The sequence below is a fragment of the Agarivorans sp. Toyoura001 genome (assembly GCF_005405585.1).
In the GTDB taxonomy this organism is placed as follows: domain Bacteria; phylum Pseudomonadota; class Gammaproteobacteria; order Enterobacterales; family Celerinatantimonadaceae; genus Agarivorans.
Map to the genome: position 1 here is coordinate 123,931 of NZ_BJEQ01000012.1, position 15,232 is coordinate 139,162.

General features: G+C 44.2%; 13 protein-coding genes and 1 rRNA gene. 3 read left to right on the forward strand and 11 right to left on the reverse strand.

Going from position 1 to position 15,232, the window contains the following annotated elements:
* Positions 1-6: 6 nt before the first annotated feature.
* The 3 genes from FFR00_RS14665 to FFR00_RS14675 form a co-directional block, all read right to left on the reverse strand.
* Positions 7-1,299, reverse strand: a complete 1,293-nt coding sequence (locus FFR00_RS14665) for a TRAP transporter large permease subunit (RefSeq protein WP_137674165.1) — start codon at positions 1,297-1,299, stop codon at positions 7-9.
* A 26-nt stretch (positions 1,300-1,325) separates the two neighbouring features.
* Positions 1,326-1,826, reverse strand: coding sequence for a TRAP transporter small permease subunit (locus FFR00_RS14670; RefSeq protein ID WP_137674166.1), 501 nt, complete (start codon positions 1,824-1,826; stop codon positions 1,326-1,328).
* 79 nt (positions 1,827-1,905) lie between these two features.
* Positions 1,906-2,979 carry a TRAP transporter substrate-binding protein gene (locus FFR00_RS14675; protein ID WP_137674167.1) on the reverse strand — a complete coding sequence of 358 codons (1,074 nt, stop codon included), beginning with the start codon at positions 2,977-2,979 and terminating at the stop codon, positions 1,906-1,908.
* A gap of 247 nt (positions 2,980-3,226) precedes the next feature.
* Between FFR00_RS14675 and FFR00_RS14680 the strand changes: the two genes are divergently transcribed.
* The 3 genes from FFR00_RS14680 to FFR00_RS21660 are packed head-to-tail and all read left to right on the forward strand — an operon-like array spanning position 3,227 to position 5,471.
* Positions 3,227-4,657 (forward strand): cache domain-containing protein, encoded by a 1,431-nt coding sequence (locus FFR00_RS14680; protein WP_137674168.1) that lies wholly within the window; start codon positions 3,227-3,229, stop codon positions 4,655-4,657.
* Positions 4,654-5,277, forward strand: a complete 624-nt coding sequence (locus tag FFR00_RS14685) for a response regulator transcription factor (RefSeq protein WP_137674169.1) — start codon at positions 4,654-4,656, stop codon at positions 5,275-5,277. Before FFR00_RS14680 ends, FFR00_RS14685 begins: the two co-directional genes overlap by 4 nt.
* 20 nt (positions 5,278-5,297) lie before the next feature.
* On the forward strand, positions 5,298-5,471 hold the full coding sequence (locus FFR00_RS21660; RefSeq protein ID WP_154675879.1) for a hypothetical protein: 174 nt from the start codon (positions 5,298-5,300) through the stop codon (positions 5,469-5,471).
* Between the two features lie 2 nt (positions 5,472-5,473).
* On the opposite strand, the gene FFR00_RS14690 is transcribed toward FFR00_RS21660, so the two are convergent.
* The 8 genes from FFR00_RS14690 to rrf all read right to left on the reverse strand — a co-directional run bounded on the left by FFR00_RS14690 (position 5,474) and on the right by rrf (position 15,213).
* The gene (locus tag FFR00_RS14690; RefSeq protein WP_235836237.1) at positions 5,474-5,692 is read right to left on the reverse strand and encodes a DUF2789 family protein; all 219 of its coding nucleotides are present in this window, start codon (positions 5,690-5,692) and stop codon (positions 5,474-5,476) included.
* A 77-nt stretch (positions 5,693-5,769) separates the two neighbouring features.
* Positions 5,770-6,747, reverse strand: a complete 978-nt coding sequence (locus FFR00_RS14695) for a D-cysteine desulfhydrase family protein (protein WP_137674171.1) — start codon at positions 6,745-6,747, stop codon at positions 5,770-5,772.
* Positions 6,748-6,794: 47 nt separating this feature from the next.
* The gene (locus FFR00_RS14700; protein WP_137674172.1) at positions 6,795-8,474 is read right to left on the reverse strand and encodes a DUF342 domain-containing protein; all 1,680 of its coding nucleotides are present in this window, start codon (positions 8,472-8,474) and stop codon (positions 6,795-6,797) included.
* Positions 8,475-8,771: 297 nt separating this feature from the next.
* A complete protein-coding gene (locus FFR00_RS14705) occupies positions 8,772-11,321 on the reverse strand; it encodes a S8 family peptidase (RefSeq protein WP_137674173.1) in 2,550 nt (849 codons plus the stop codon).
* Positions 11,322-11,503: 182 nt separating this feature from the next.
* Positions 11,504-12,160, reverse strand: coding sequence for a hypothetical protein (locus FFR00_RS14710; protein WP_137674174.1), 657 nt, complete (start codon positions 12,158-12,160; stop codon positions 11,504-11,506).
* A 19-nt stretch (positions 12,161-12,179) separates the two neighbouring features.
* On the reverse strand, positions 12,180-13,391 hold the full coding sequence (locus FFR00_RS14715; protein ID WP_235836238.1) for a flagellar assembly protein T N-terminal domain-containing protein: 1,212 nt from the start codon (positions 13,389-13,391) through the stop codon (positions 12,180-12,182).
* Positions 13,392-13,400: 9 nt separating this feature from the next.
* A complete protein-coding gene (locus FFR00_RS14720) occupies positions 13,401-14,159 on the reverse strand; it encodes a flagellar basal body L-ring protein FlgH (RefSeq protein ID WP_137674175.1) in 759 nt (252 codons plus the stop codon).
* 938 nt (positions 14,160-15,097) lie between these two features.
* Positions 15,098-15,213 (reverse strand): 5S ribosomal RNA (rrf, locus tag FFR00_RS14725).
* Positions 15,214-15,232: the final 19 nt, after the last annotated feature.

Sequence of the window (15,232 nt, forward strand, 5' to 3'; positions counted from 1 at the left end):
ATGGCTCTACATACCAAAGCCATAAAACTCAGGGAATACCAATATCGACGCTAACACCATTATTTGTAAGATAATAAAGGGAACCACTCCCTTATAGATGTCGGTGGTTTGAACCTCGGGCGGGGCCACCCCTTTTAGGTAAAATAAGCTAAACCCAAAGGGCGGCGTAAGGAACGAGGTTTGTAAGTTCATCGCAATCAAAATAGCAAACCACGTTAAATCAATGCCAAGTAACTCAGCCACTGGGTACAACATTGGCACCACAATAAATGAGATTTCTACGAAGTCGATAAAAAAGCCCAGTATCAAAATCACAATCATGGTTAAGATTAAGAAGCCCCATTTCTCACCCGGAAGGCTGGTCATCACTTCTTCAATCACTTCTTCACCGCCGGTATAAGAAAACACCATCGAGAAGGCAGTTGCACCAATAAAGATAGCAAATACCATTGAGGTGACTTTTACTGTCTCAATTGATGCTTCGTAAACAATTTTCCAAGAAAACTGACGGTAAATAATCGATAGAATAATCGCGCCAATGCCACCAATTGCTGATGACTCCGTTGGCGTAGCTATACCGTAGAAAATAGACCCTAATACTGCAATCATTAGCGCTAATGGCGGAGCGATAGCTTTAAAGGCATTCCAACATGGTTGCACACCATGACCAGCAGCTTCGTCTTTAGGTAAAGCAGGGGCTGATTCAGGTTTAAAGTAAGAAACCCCTAGTACATAGAGGATGAAGGCTCCCACCAATACAGCACCAGGCAGTAGCGCAGCTTTAAACAAATCGCCCACCGGCACCCCCATCACATCACCCAAAATAATCAAGATGATAGAAGGAGGAATAATTTGTCCAAGCGTGCCCGAAGCACAAATGACCCCAGAGGCTAAACGCTTGTCATATTTATATTTAAGCATCACTGGCAACGAGATTACGCCCATGGCGACAACCGACGCACCCACCACCCCAGTAGAGGCGGCCAACAAGGCGCCCACTAAAATGGTAGATACCGCCAAACCACCACGAACCCGGCCAAACAGTTGGCCCATCGCTTCTAGTAGTTGCTCAGCCAAACGGGTTTTCTGCAACACAATGCCCATGAAGATGAACAACGGTACCGCCATTAACACCGAATTTTGCATAATGCTCATTATGCGATACGGCATAAAGGCAAACAGATCTATGCCTTCTGCAAATACGCCAAAAACCAGCGCGACACCACCAAAGATAAAGGCTACTGGAAAACCAGTAAGCAGCATTAGCAAGGCCACGAAAAACATGACTATCCCAATCATGACAACTTCCTTTTTGTTATTACGAGCTAGGCGGTATTTCGCAGCTGAATAAGATTTTTAAGCAACATGCCTAAGCCACTTATAGCTAAACATATCGCGGAGATGGGAATCATAGATTTGATGATCCAACGATAGGGCAAGCCACCTGGGTCACCACTGGTTTCACCCAAATTGTAAGATTCCAAGGCAAAGTCGTAGCCATACCAAGCAATTAATCCACAAAAGGGAAACAGAAAAAATACTACGCCCAAGCTGTCTATCCAGGCGCGCTTGCGACTCGACAACTTGTCATAAATAATGTCTACACGAACATGCCCCTCGGCCTGCAAAGTAGAAGCAATACCTAATAAAAACATTGCTGCAAATAAATGCCACTCTAGCTCTTGCATACCAATTGAGCTGGAGCGAAAAAAGTAACGCATGATCACGTCATAAAAGATGTTTACCAACATTAACAGCATCAGTACCGCTGTTAGGCCCGCTATGGCCTTGGAGAATCCATCTACTGCTCGTTGCAAACGCAACATCCCTAGCCTCCCAAGCAATCCACTTGCTTATTCTGGTTTAGCTGATGGAGCCGCAATACTCTGCGGCTCCAACTATGCTCTACAAACCTTCGGTACTGTTTAAGTAACCTTGTTCTGAAATCGCGGTATAAGCGCGAACTTGTTGCATGTACTGTTGTTGAGACTCAATGATTTTAGCGGCCATTGGGTCAGCTGCTGCTTTCTCTTTTAACAAATCATCGTTAGCGGTTTTAAGCGCTTTAATGACTTCTGGTGGGAAAGTTTTCACCTGAATATCAGGGAACTCTTGCAACATGGTTTGCCAGTTTTTAGCGCTTTCTGCATAAGAATGTATATACATGTCGTAGGCAGCTTTACGCATCGCTACAGCCAAAATAGCTTGTAAGTCTGCTGGCATTTTTTCTAACTTTTTCTTGTTAGCAATAAACATCAGCTCAGTGGCTGGTTCATGCCAACCCATGTAGTAGTAAGGGGCAATTTTATGAAAGCCCATGCGCAAATCTAACGAAGGGCCTACCCATTCCAACGCATCAATGGTGTTGCGCTCAAGTGCGGTGTAAAGCTCACCCGGCGGAATATTCACTGGCGTAGCACCTAGCTTAGCCAATACTTCGCCGGCGAAACCCGGGATACGCATTTTCAGGTTTTCTAAATCACCCACCGAGTTGATTTCTTTACGGAACCAACCACCCATTTGCACCCCTGTGTTACCACCAGGGAACGGCACTAAGTTGTGGTCAGCATAAACTTGGTTCATCAAGTCTTGACCACCACCATATTGCAACCAAGCGTGTTGCTCTGGTGCATTCATACCAAATGGCATGGTAGTGAAGTAAAGGGTATTAGGCACTTTACCTTTGTAGTAGTAAGACGCTGTATGGCCTAGGTCATACTGGCCACTTTTTACTAGATCAAAAACACCAAATGGTGCTTTATGTTTGTTCGAAGAGTCAACACGGATCTTTAAACGACCATTCGACATTTCGTCGGCCATTTTCACCATGTTTTTCACCGCATCACCAAAAACGGGGAAGTTAGGGCCCCAAGTTTCAGCCAGTTTTAGTTTGTACACTTTATCAGCTGAAACAGCTGCCGAACTAAACGCGATAATAGCAGAAGCCAGCAGAGTTTTACTGCAGAGGGACTTAAGCATGTTGTTCTCCCTTTCGTTGTTATTTTCCATTGTTGGTTAAATGTTCTAGATGTAAACCAACTGCTTAATGGTCACCTTTAATGTTAGCGACTTGTTACAATAAAACCTATCCGCTAAAGCACGGTTTTTTTCTACGTAAGATCACGTACACGCTAGACTTTGGTAGGAGTGAGAGCCAGATCACTATTTTTAGGAAATAGCATAGATTAACATATAGTTAACATTCTCTTTGTTAGGCCGTCACGAGATGTGGTCCCTCAAGTTTAAAATTATCTTGTTATCAATTGTTCCTCTACTTTGTGTTACTGCGCTAATTGCCACTCTGGTTTTTAAACAATCTTCGATTCTTACCGACCAACAGCTGGCGCTGATCAAAGAAAACATCATGCGTAGTAAAACCCTAGAGCTGCAAAACCATATCGACCAAGCTTTTGCCAGCATTCGCGACATTTACGAACCCGCAGCCGCCGATGACGAGCACGCTAAACATCAAGTACGGGAACTACTAAATCGCCTGCGTTTTGCCGAAGACGGCTACTTTTTTGCCTACACCTTAAAAGGAGTGAATTTAGTTCATCCAATCCAACCCGAGTTAGTCGGTCAGAATCTCTGGGATTTTGAAGACTCTGAGGGCACTCATCTAATCCAAGACTTAATTGCCCAAGCCAAGGCTGGCGGCGGCTTTAGTAATTACTTATGGGAAAAACCTAGCACTGGAAAACGCGTTCAAAAGCTTGGTTACGTAGTGATGCTAGACAAATGGCAATGGATGTTTGGTACTGGCGTATATTTAGATGATGTGGATGTAGAGCTAGCCAAACTGGAAATGCAAACTCAAGAGAACATTAATAGAACCTTTATCTGGTTATTTATAATTACCACTATTTCAGGAATTTTAATCGCTTTTTTAGGAGCATCTTTAAACATTTCGGAGCATAAGCTAGCAGACAAAAAGCTAAAAGAACTTACCCAGCGAATTATTGATTCGCAAGAACAAGAACGCCAACGTGTATCGCGCGAGCTTCACGATGGCATTAACCAACTACTGGTCTCTATTAAGTATCGCCTAGAAAGCGCCACCGAATGTAACAATACACCAGCTTCGGTAGCCGCCAGCCTTAATCAAGGCCTAGGTACCATTAATGAAGCCATTGGCGAAATTCGTCGCATCTCTAAAGATTTGCGCCCCAGCGTGCTGGATGATCTGGGTTTAGCAGCCGCATTAGGTGGTTTTTGCCAAGAGTTTGAACACCGTACAGGAATAGATGTGTTTTTAGAGTGCGACATTGATAACCTGAATATACCGTCTACGGTTGAAACCACCTTTTATCGCATCACCCAAGAAGCACTGCAGAACGTGGAAAAGCATGCACAAGCCGACACTGTGGACATAGTGTTAAACCAACATGCAAAAACCTTAGTGATGAAAATTAGAGACAATGGTATTGGTTTTGAGATGGGTAAAAGAGTACGCCGCCATTCAATTAAAGAGCTCACTCGACGACCAGAACTTGCCAGCAGCGGCCTTGGCTTACGCAATATTTTTGAACGCATTGCCCATATCGACGGCCATGTAGACGTAGACAGTCAATTAGGAGAAGGGACACTGATAACGATTAAAGTACCACTGCTAGAAGTTGAAACAGCTGTTAAGGCTATTCAAGAGCAAACTGCATGACCAGTATTCTATTGGTAGACGATCACCCCTTAGTTCAAGACGGACTAAAAATGCGACTAGAAGCCAACCCCGGCTTTAATGTTGTAGGCACTGCGGCAGATGGGGAGCAAGCCTTAAGTATGGCGCAACAACTTTGCCCAGACATTGTGCTTACCGATATAAACATGCCTAAGTTAAATGGTATTCAGCTTCTAGAAGCATTGGCAGAACAGTGCCCAAACAGCAAAGTGGTGATGCTTAGCATGCACGACAATAAAGAGTATGTGCAAAACGCGATGCGTAATGGAGCCAAAGGATATTTACTGAAAGATATTGCCTCCAGCGAGCTAATCAGCGCGTTGGAAGCGATAGCCAATGGTGGCCGTTACATCAGTGCTGGTGTATCCAACATGTTGTTTGATAATGAAAGCAGCTCTAGCACAGTAAGTTTAACCAAACGTGAGCAGCAAGTACTGCGCCTGCTAGCCACTGGTTGCGGTAACAAAAAAATCGCCGATAGTTTATCGATTAGTATTAGAACCGTGGAAACTCACACTTTAAAAATCCGTCGTAAGTTGGATTTAGACAGCAGCGTCGCAATGATTAAATACGCCATTGAACATTATGGCAGCGAAAACTAAGCAAGAGCTAAGGATAGCCTTTGAATCAATCTGTAAAAATTAAGCCTCAGTGCTGCAAACAAACATCACAACAAGTCCGCTTTGTAAGTGGTGTTTGCCAAGCTAAAGACCATAATGCCCAGCAGTTTAACTTTAGCACGACCTTAGAACAGGCTTTAAACGCGATTGAGAATGTGCGGCGACCAAACAGCTAAATCTAGCGCAGCATATTATCCAGCTGATCAACTAACTCAGCCCAATCGGCGTCTTGCTCAACTGCTTCAGCCAAAAAGCTCGCCTGGGTGGGAGTCCAAAAACTGGCTTTATGTAATACCACTCCGGCAGCAATTGGCCCCTTGTCGGTAACAAATTGAGCAATCCCATTAATTGAAGGATCTAAGCCTAGTTGTTCAAACAAATCACTCAGTGTGTGCATTCCTGATTCCATAATACGCCCTCAAAAATATGTTCTACTTACGAATACTATAAACCCACTACGCTTAATACGTCAGTTTAACTTAGTAACTGCTTAGCGTAGGCAAACAATGCGGGGGTTCCGCCAGTATGCCAAAACAGCACTTTTTGCTGTGAGGAGTATTTCCCTTGGCGTATTCGAGCAATTAACCCCGCCATCGCTTTGGCGGTATAAACCGGATCTAACAGTACCCCTTCGGTTTCGGCCAGCAACATAATGGCCTCTCGCTCAGCATCGCCCAATACTGCATAGCCTTCTCCAAGGTATTCATCATCTAAACAAACGTCTCTGGCGCTAAATCGAGAATCAAGGCTAAATTGTTCACTCGCGGTATTAGCCAAATCAGCAATGGTTTGGCTGAAATGTTGAGTGCGATGATTGGCCTTATCGATATTAATCCCGCGCAACTGGATCGATGAGTTTAAGTAAGCTTTAGCTAACATTAAGCCAGCTTGGGTCGCGCCAGAACTTGAAGCAAATACAATCTCTTCAATGTCGCTTTGTTGTTTCAATAACTCTTCTAAAGCAGCAGCAAAACCTAAACAGCCAACAGCATCAGAGCCACCATAAGGCACCACATAAGGTCTTAAGCCTTTGCTTTTAAGCTGAGCCTCAAGTGCAGCTATACCTTCGCCCTTTCTTTGTTCACCAGTCCAAACAATAGTGGCACCAAACAATTTATCGAGCAATACATTACCTTGGGCATGCTCGGGGGCTTTGCCGCCTAATAGTAAATAACAGGGTAAATTGAGCTTAGCGGCTGCGGCAGCAGTTTGTCGGCAATGATTAGATTGAGCGGCGCCAGCACTGATGATGCAATCAGCTTTTTGTTGTAGCGCTTCACCTAGCAAAAACTCTAACTTGCGTACTTTATTACCACCTAGGGCTAATCCACTTAAGTCATCACGCTTAATATAGATTTGCGGACCGGCTAGGTGCACCGACAAGCTCGGTAAGCTATGCATTGGGGTAGGGAAAAAGCCTAAAGGCTGTCGAGCAATAGATTGCCAGTTCATTATTGATCCCTCATTTATAACGCACTATATGGAGGGAAGATTGATAGCTATTTTTTCCCTGGCATTAACGGAACAAAACTAATTTTTCCGTTTTCATATTGGGTTTCGGTGGGTCCATACTCACGATTAGTAAACAGTTTTTGGCCAACAATGTCGAGACGCACATTGGGGTGCAACTCTTTCTTAACGGTAAGTCGAGCGTTAGCAAAAAACTCGTCTTCCATTTGCTGATTGTAGTCCAAGGCAAAATCAATCTGTACAAGCTCTTGGCGAGTATGGTGCATAGTAGCAGACAGTTTTTCTGCCGTACCCTCTTCGCGGTCTTCTTGCTTGGTAGAACTTAGCCTCATTTGTGCATCAAGCACCTTGCTAAGCTTTTGGTGTAGATTATGTTTGATATTATTAAGGTTACGACGCTCGTCTTGAATACCTTCAAACTCACCAGATATACGCAACTGCGTGGCGGTACCGGCTGTTGCTCCCAACACTACTGCGCTAATCTCTCCGCCAGCATCAATTGAGCCACCAACTAGGGTTCCGCGCAAACCGCCGGCATCACTCACCGTAACTTTACCATCGGTTTCAATTTTACTGTGGAGCATTTGGCTGGTAATGGTAACGTCTTTTACCGTTTCAATATGTGAATATTGTACAAAGGTAGCGTGCAGCTCGCCTTTTGCATTAACCTTACAAGAGAAGTTTTCGTCACCTTCCATTAGGCGATGACCAATAATACCTTTGCCCACCACCACATCACCGCCGGCGGTAATATTTGCCGACTCTACAAAGCCATTGATATGTACGTCACCAGTAGCTTTAACCTTCATGCCTTCACCAACATTGCCGGTGATTAAAACACTGCCAGCGAAATCTACATGACCATAACTTACGTCTACGCTTTTAATGGATAATACATCGTCAACCTTCATACCATTTTCAATTTCTAGCGGTAATCCGGTTCTATCAGCAAGCAATAAGTTAGCGTCATTAGAAGCAATTTTAGTACCTTCACCCACAGTGAAAGGCTGCTCATGGCCTTGCTTAAATGGAAGTTCTTCACCGCAAACATTTTTACCCGCTTGACCAACGGTATGTGGATGACGGCGCATCAACTCAACCTCAGGTTCAACCGTTTCGAGGTTGCCTAAGTCACGCATATCAACACGACCATCTTCGGTTTCTTTAGGTTTAAGTAGTCGCTCTTTTGGGGTGGCAACAAAGCGTTCGAAGCGGCTATCTTCTCCATCGACTGAAGGACGGCCTAAAGCCACCACTTTTTTAGTTTTTACGCCTGGGTCGGCTTGTTTAGCAGTAGCGAGTAAGTTTAACGCTCGTTGTTTTTGTAAACCAAATACCACTCCCGCTTCTTGCATAGCACTTACCAACTCCCCTTGAGAAATTGGGTTTCCTGCATAGGCTGCAGTGATCATGGCACGTGCCACCATTTTGTCTTCAGACACATCAATGGTGATTTCTGCGTTTCTAATATTGGCTAACTTAACAAAGGTTTCACCCCATTGCTCAATCAGCTCAGGCGACTCACGTAGCTCGGCAAACTTGGCTACAGCATCGTCAATCGCTTCAGGATCGACAAAGTAATCACCAAAGTTTGAACGAAGAATTAATGCTTTAACATCGGTGACACTAACATGTGTCTCCTGTGGAGTTATTTCAATTAATGCCGCAAGTTTATCTTGAGATAAACGTAAACAACTTAATTCGAGCATCAAATCCCCTTTCTACTAATAACTCAGCCTTACTACATAGCTGTGTTTACCAACGCTTATTCAATGTAATTATGCCCTGTCGCATCTTGGGAACCAATACTCCCTGAAGCTTTACTTTTCAAGTAATTGAGCTGGATCTGACTTTGCACTAATTTGCCTGCTAATAGACATATTATTAAACAAAATTTCACAACTAGCTTATCAATTATCTAAATTGTATGACAAGAATCGCAGTTATACATGAATCGCTAATACCCTAATGATTTTAGGATATTAGCGGTGATAGGTGTAGAAAAGTTATTTTTTAGAGCCAATCAGCGGTAACGCAAGGTTACTCACGCCTTCGGTAACGATAGGCTCCACACTTAAACTAAGCCCATTTAAATTCGAACTCACTTCAACTGGGGTGATGTTGTTACGTACCGGATAGGCACCACATAACTCGCCTTGATCGCAAATAACATAATCGTTATCGAGGTCAGTACTCACATACAGACGGTAACTTCCTTCTCGCACTTCAGCAAAGTTAAAGCTAAATACACCATTGTTCATGGAAGACAGCTGAGTGTATTTAGTTTCACTGGTTTCGCTATCTAATAACAGTATGTAAACCAAACCGTTATCACTGGCCTGCTGGGTAGAAACAACCATAGACACTGCAACAATATGCTGCGAACTATCTGACCCAGTAATAGTAATATCGGCGCTGTAATTACCATCACTTAAGCCGTCTCGGCTTGCTTCAATAACGTAACTACCTAAACCACTACCATCAGTTGCACTAGAGTCTACGGTAAGCCAAGCGGCTTGCTCTTCAACACGAGTAACGGTGAGCGCGTTAGGGCCTATCGATTGAATATTAAAGCTTGCTTCGCTTTCTTGGGCACTTAAGCTAATTTGACTAATACTTAAGCTCAAGTAGCTGCGGTCGGGGTCAAGCAAATCTAGCTGACTTTGTACCGCTTTCTCAGCGTTAAACAAACCGTAACCAAATGAGGAATCCTTGCCGCTGGCGCCAATATCATCACTTAGCTTTCCGTTTGCTAATAGAGATAAGAAGCTCGATGTATTTAGCTGTGGATTTAATTGCTTCATCAACGCTACGCCGCCAGCTACATGGGGGGCGGCCATGCTAGTACCGTTTAAGTATTGGTAGCTAGCACTTAAGTTACTACCGCTTTCATTAACGTATGTACTGTAAACACCATCACCATAGCCATCACCATTAAGATCGACACTGCTGTTGCCACCTGGTGCTGCTATATCTATATAAGTGCCGTAGTTAGAGTAGCTGGTAAGTTGTTTGCGAGCATCGACAGCGCTAACACCAATCACATTGTCAAAAGCGGCTGGATAACTCAGTTGCGAGGTACTTTCGTTCCCGGCTGCCGCAACCACGATAACACCTTGGGCAACAGCGTCTTGCACAGCTTTGTTAAATGCTGAATCAAAGCCACCTCCACCTAAACTCATATTTATAACGTCTGCGGCTTTATTCGGTAAACGACCCGACGAGTTACTTAAACCGGCGGCGTATAACACTGCTTGGCTGATATCAAAGGTAGTACCTCCGCCAAAACCAAGCACCCGTAGATTCATTATTTTAGCGTCTGGCGCAACACCGGCCACACCCACAGAGTTATTAGTACGCGCTGCAACGGTACCTGCTACATGAGTACCATGCCAAGAAGAGCTACCATTTGTTCCACTTTTATCACCTGGATCTTCAGGGTCAGTATCTACGCCATCTCCATCTAAAGATATTTGGGTATTAGAAATAAAATCCATGCCATCGGTAGTAAGTTGAGCATTTAAATCAGGATGATTTTCGAACATCCCGGTATCGAGTACGGCTACTACAACATCGCTTTGGGTTTGTCCCTGCATGGTTTGCCATGCAGCACTTAAACCAATTTGCTCATAATGCCATTGCCGCTCAACAAGAGGGTCATTTGATAAAGCGCTAGCTTGATAAAGGTAGTTTGGCGTAACCTCATCACCGCCCAAGCGATACTTCATTTCTTTAATCTTGAGTAATGTACGTTTTTTAGCGAGGTATTCTGCATTATTGCTTCGCTTTAAACCGCTTGGTGAATCAGCGCTAGTCGCTAATGCAACCGCTAGATTTTCTTCGGCACGATACAAGCTCATGCTTGGCCCTGAAGCAACAGAAGAAAGACCGTAATCTTCGTTATTCGCCGCTCTAAACTGTTGCTCACTACGTTGAATAATCATTTCATCAACCATGAACGCATGTTGAGTACTTAAGCTAGTACTTTCAGGGACATTTTGCTGGTTTTGATCGATAAGACGCAGAGTATAAGGGCCTTGTGATCTTAGTTGATTATCAAGATAAGCATCAACGACTACATAGTAGGCATCACTAACCGTCACTTGGATAAGCTCTGTTTTATTTGTGCCGATTGAACTAGCTACTTCAGTTTCGTCACTCACCCTATATAAGGAAAGATCAAAATCATTACTGCTTGTTTCCCAATCAGCAATTTCCAAAAACAAGGTTTGCCCAGCTTCTAAATCAACTCGGTAAATATCTATCGAATCGTTCATGTTAGCAAAGCGGTCACCGCTAACACCGGTAAAATGGCTAGCTAAATAGCCACTTACTACCGCAATAGGAGGGAGAACTTGAGCAGTACTAGCAGTATTATTGGAAGAGTACAGCGCATTAGGGTCATTCACATCGCTATCAACTACGGTGTTGGTAAGCACATTCGCGGTGCCACTTACTGAGTAGCTAGGTCTATTGTCTACCACTGTAGATTCACCACCACCGCCGCCACAAGCCAACAAACTAACGACGAATAACAGTGTAAAAATCGTTTTCATATAATCCCTTACATCAACAACTGAGCTGCGCCCATGATATGCAATTAACGCACAAAATAGTATTCAACCCCTAAGCTTTTCATCAAGCAATTATAACAAACCCTATGAAATAGGGAGAAGAAGCACAAAGTATTGGAAGGATTACCGGCCTAAAAGAGAATTAGGCCGGGTATTTAATGCGGCTAAACCTTGGGTTTATTAGGCTCTAACAACTCATTGTCATTGATGTTAGCTTGTGCCTCTAACATTGCTTTTGGCACACTCCCCTTGGTAGGAACGCTTTTACCTTCTTGGCTAGTGCCAATAAGGCCGGCGGCAGACTGATTAGCAGCTGCCACTTGCAAACCACCTTCATTAACTATTTCAGCGCTGGCTAAAGCCGCTTGCTCAGCAAGTTCTTCAGCGGTAGGTAATACCTGAGTGGCACTTGGATCACCAGACAGCCCGGCCACCAAGGCCGCAGCAATTCCTTGCCCTAGTTCAGTGAACTGCTTTTCAATATCAGCCTTTAATACGGTTTGCATTAAATCTGCTCCAGCCAAGCCAGCCTGAATGGGATTTCCGGTGGCTAAACCAAGACCAATATCCATAGCAGCAGGGGCAATGTCAGTAATTCCCACACCATTTTCTGCCGCCGCAGCGGTTGTTTGGATACTGCTAGCAACTTGTTCCGTCACCGGTTCTTTTTGGCTATCAGGAGTGAGCGCCTGCTTTAGCTTTTGACTAAAACTGGTATCAGTTTTCACTTCACTAGGCTGCTGATTGCTGACATCAAGTAACTTAGGTTTGTAGGCTACGTCATTAGTAGCCAATGGCGTAGAACTATAAGATGTTGTCATGTTCCGTTCCTTTAGAATATCACTGTGAGCTGTCGGTAATCGCAAATGGATCGTTGTCCACCGCCACCAACACATCTCGTATTTGAATGTTTGCCATATCTGAAAAACGCTTGGTCGCTAACACTGCGCGGTCTGATTGCACCGACATCACCGTTAACTGAGTATCGTCTGCATTAAATATCGGACCACGCAAGCCGCCATCTAAGTGCATCAAGTATTGCTGCCTCACCAGTTCAAACTTGTCACCTTTGCGCACGCCATTGGTTTGCCCAATATTAATCACCACCTGTCCGTTGTATAAACCCACCACAGTGGCTAAACTTTGGCGGCAATACAGCGCATCCTCTACGTCTACAACCGCTTGGTCGATGTAAGAATCAATCAAGTTGCCATAGTCAGAAGACCAAAAAGTTTGCCCTGTTACGTCAAGTTTCATGGTGACATCAAATGGCCATTCTCGATTAGAGCCATAGCTCTTGCGTAAGATTGTTTCGCCGTTTATCCCGTCTATCACATATAACTTCACTTGAAAGTTACGCTGCTTAACGGTGCTCTTCATTCCCAATAAATTGGTGCTTGTTTCGTTGTAGCTAGACATGTCGTTGATTTTGCCAAACAAGATATATTGCACGTCGTATTGCGAAGATAGACTCCTCGCAACCTTCAACATTTGCGGCTCAATATCATTAGCGTAACGACCGTCAAAAGCGATTTGTCGGGTCATTAAATGCCGTGCGTCTACTCGCTTGCTCTTTAACTTGAAGCGGTGAAACAAGCGCTGAGATACTTCCTCAGGGGTACGATAAATACCACCAAGTTGTGCATGTTCGCGTTTTTGTAGCTGGAAAGGCCCAACAAACAGCGTTTTTGCATAACTGTCTTTTTCACAGGTATTAAGAGGAAAGATGTCGGCGGCAACCGTGACTGTCATTTGGTCGTCTTCAATGGTCTCTACTAACAGCTTCATGTCATAAACTTCGCCATTAGTACGCACTGTTAGCTCATCAGTTTCTAATACTCCTGACTTCACTATCTGTAGCGACTTTACACTCGCTCCACCTCGATACATCAGAGTAAGCAAAGCATCTTGAATCGCTTGTTGGCGCGCTTTATCCACTTGGCCGTCTACAATCTTGGCTTGGCCTTCGCCTTCAAACCATACGGCATAGCTAGGGGCGTTAACGCCCGCTAACATTAACCAAAGGCAGAAAGCCCTAATAAATAAGGACATTGGCTTTTCCTATAGTGGCCACATACTTCCACCCAAGAATGACGACAGCCAGCCTTGAGTTTGTACGTCAGCATGATCCCCGGTACCGCTAAACTCGATTCGAGCATCGGCTACTTGATAAGAACCAATAGAGTTGTTTTCACCAACATCAAGTGGTCGCACTATGCCAGTAAAGCGCATGTACTCTTTGCCGTTGTTTATTACCAACCACTTTTCACCCCGAACCACCAAGTTTCCGTTATTCAGTATGTCTACTACCGATACAGTAATGCGACCGGATAAGCGGTGGCGTTGGTTAGCATCAGAGGTTCCGTCAAAGTCTTGTTTTTGGCTCATCTCGAGTTCAACAACTTTGCCATTAATCGTTAGCGATCCGCCAGGCACAGTCACAGGGTCAAGTTTGTAGCTATTTTCTTTGGCAAGGTTTGAGCTAGCAGACTTAGTCGCCGTTGCCTCTTCTTCAAGCATCACTGTAATGGTATCGCCTAAGGCGAAAGGCGGCGTATAGCTATATAAACTGCGAGAGGTATTACTATTGAACATAGAGCCCGTAACAATCACAGGGTCGGCTGCTGGGCTGGGTTCAATTGGCGCATAAAAAGGGTCGTCAGGGATCGGAGAACGACTATCGGTACTCACCGTTACTTGGCGTTGGTTACGATCTTCTCTTTCTTGAACATCGTCAGCTACTTTTTCTACCCCGTCGACAATGGTTGAACATGCAGACAACAGTAATGTGCCGCATAACACTAAAAATCGGGAAATCATTGGTCTATTCCTACTTACGTTAGTTTCCGTTTACCACTTTCTTCCATTCGCTTTAACTTAGGCTCGAGCTTTTAGCTCAATTGTTATAATTAGTTACCTAAGTAAGCCTTAGGCTACAAATAGCAAAGCAAATGCCACTAACGTCAGTAGAAACATATCCTTACGATCATCTACATGACAAAAAATTCTGCTCAACCGACAACATTCCGTCGTTTTTGCCGCTTCTGGTTGGGCAGCCTAAAAAATGCAAATTAAATGCCATAAATTAACCAATCACTAGCATTTCATAATGTTTTTATAAAAACATATAAATTTTAATTCAGAACCGCCGATACAGCTTTAAGTGCCGCAAAATCCTTATTGAACGGCTAAACCACATAAAAAGTCGGCAACACCTACCCAATACCGGATATTCTTTGCCCAGTAATTCTACTTTTCCGGCAATACTTACCTCACGATAATCTAAAAAGTCAGCATTAGATCCACAATTAATCCAATGCACTAGGCACCTATTTGCATCTAATGAAGGCACTCATTAACGGATAACACCACTTAGCGCTGCGCTAAAAATCATCTCGACTTAAATTAATTAGAGGCATCCTTAGATACTCCTACCAACAGAACCTTGTACTGAGCTAAGGACTTGAGAGGTACTAGCGACAAAACACACTTTGTAAAACAGAGGAGGATAAGGGATGGATATTGTTTGTGGTGTTTTGCCTCGAGCGATAAATCGCAGGTAATAAAAAAGCCCGCTGATTGAGCGGGCTTAGTAATTGGCGCCTGGCGGTGGGCCAGGGGCGCAGCGTAGCTGCTTCCGCTTCGGCCTAAAAAAGCACGCTTTTTCCTGGCGGCCTTCGCCCTACTTGAAAGTAGCCCACTTTTTTTGTCCAATAAAAAACCCCACTGTCTTGCGACAATGGGGTCATCTAATAAGAGCCTGGCGGTGACCTACTTTCACATGGGGAAACCCCACACTATCATCGGCGCAGTTGCGTTTCACTTCTGAGTTCGGCATGGGTTCAGGTGGGTCCACAACGCTATTGCCACCAGGCAAAAACTTGTTGTCTTTA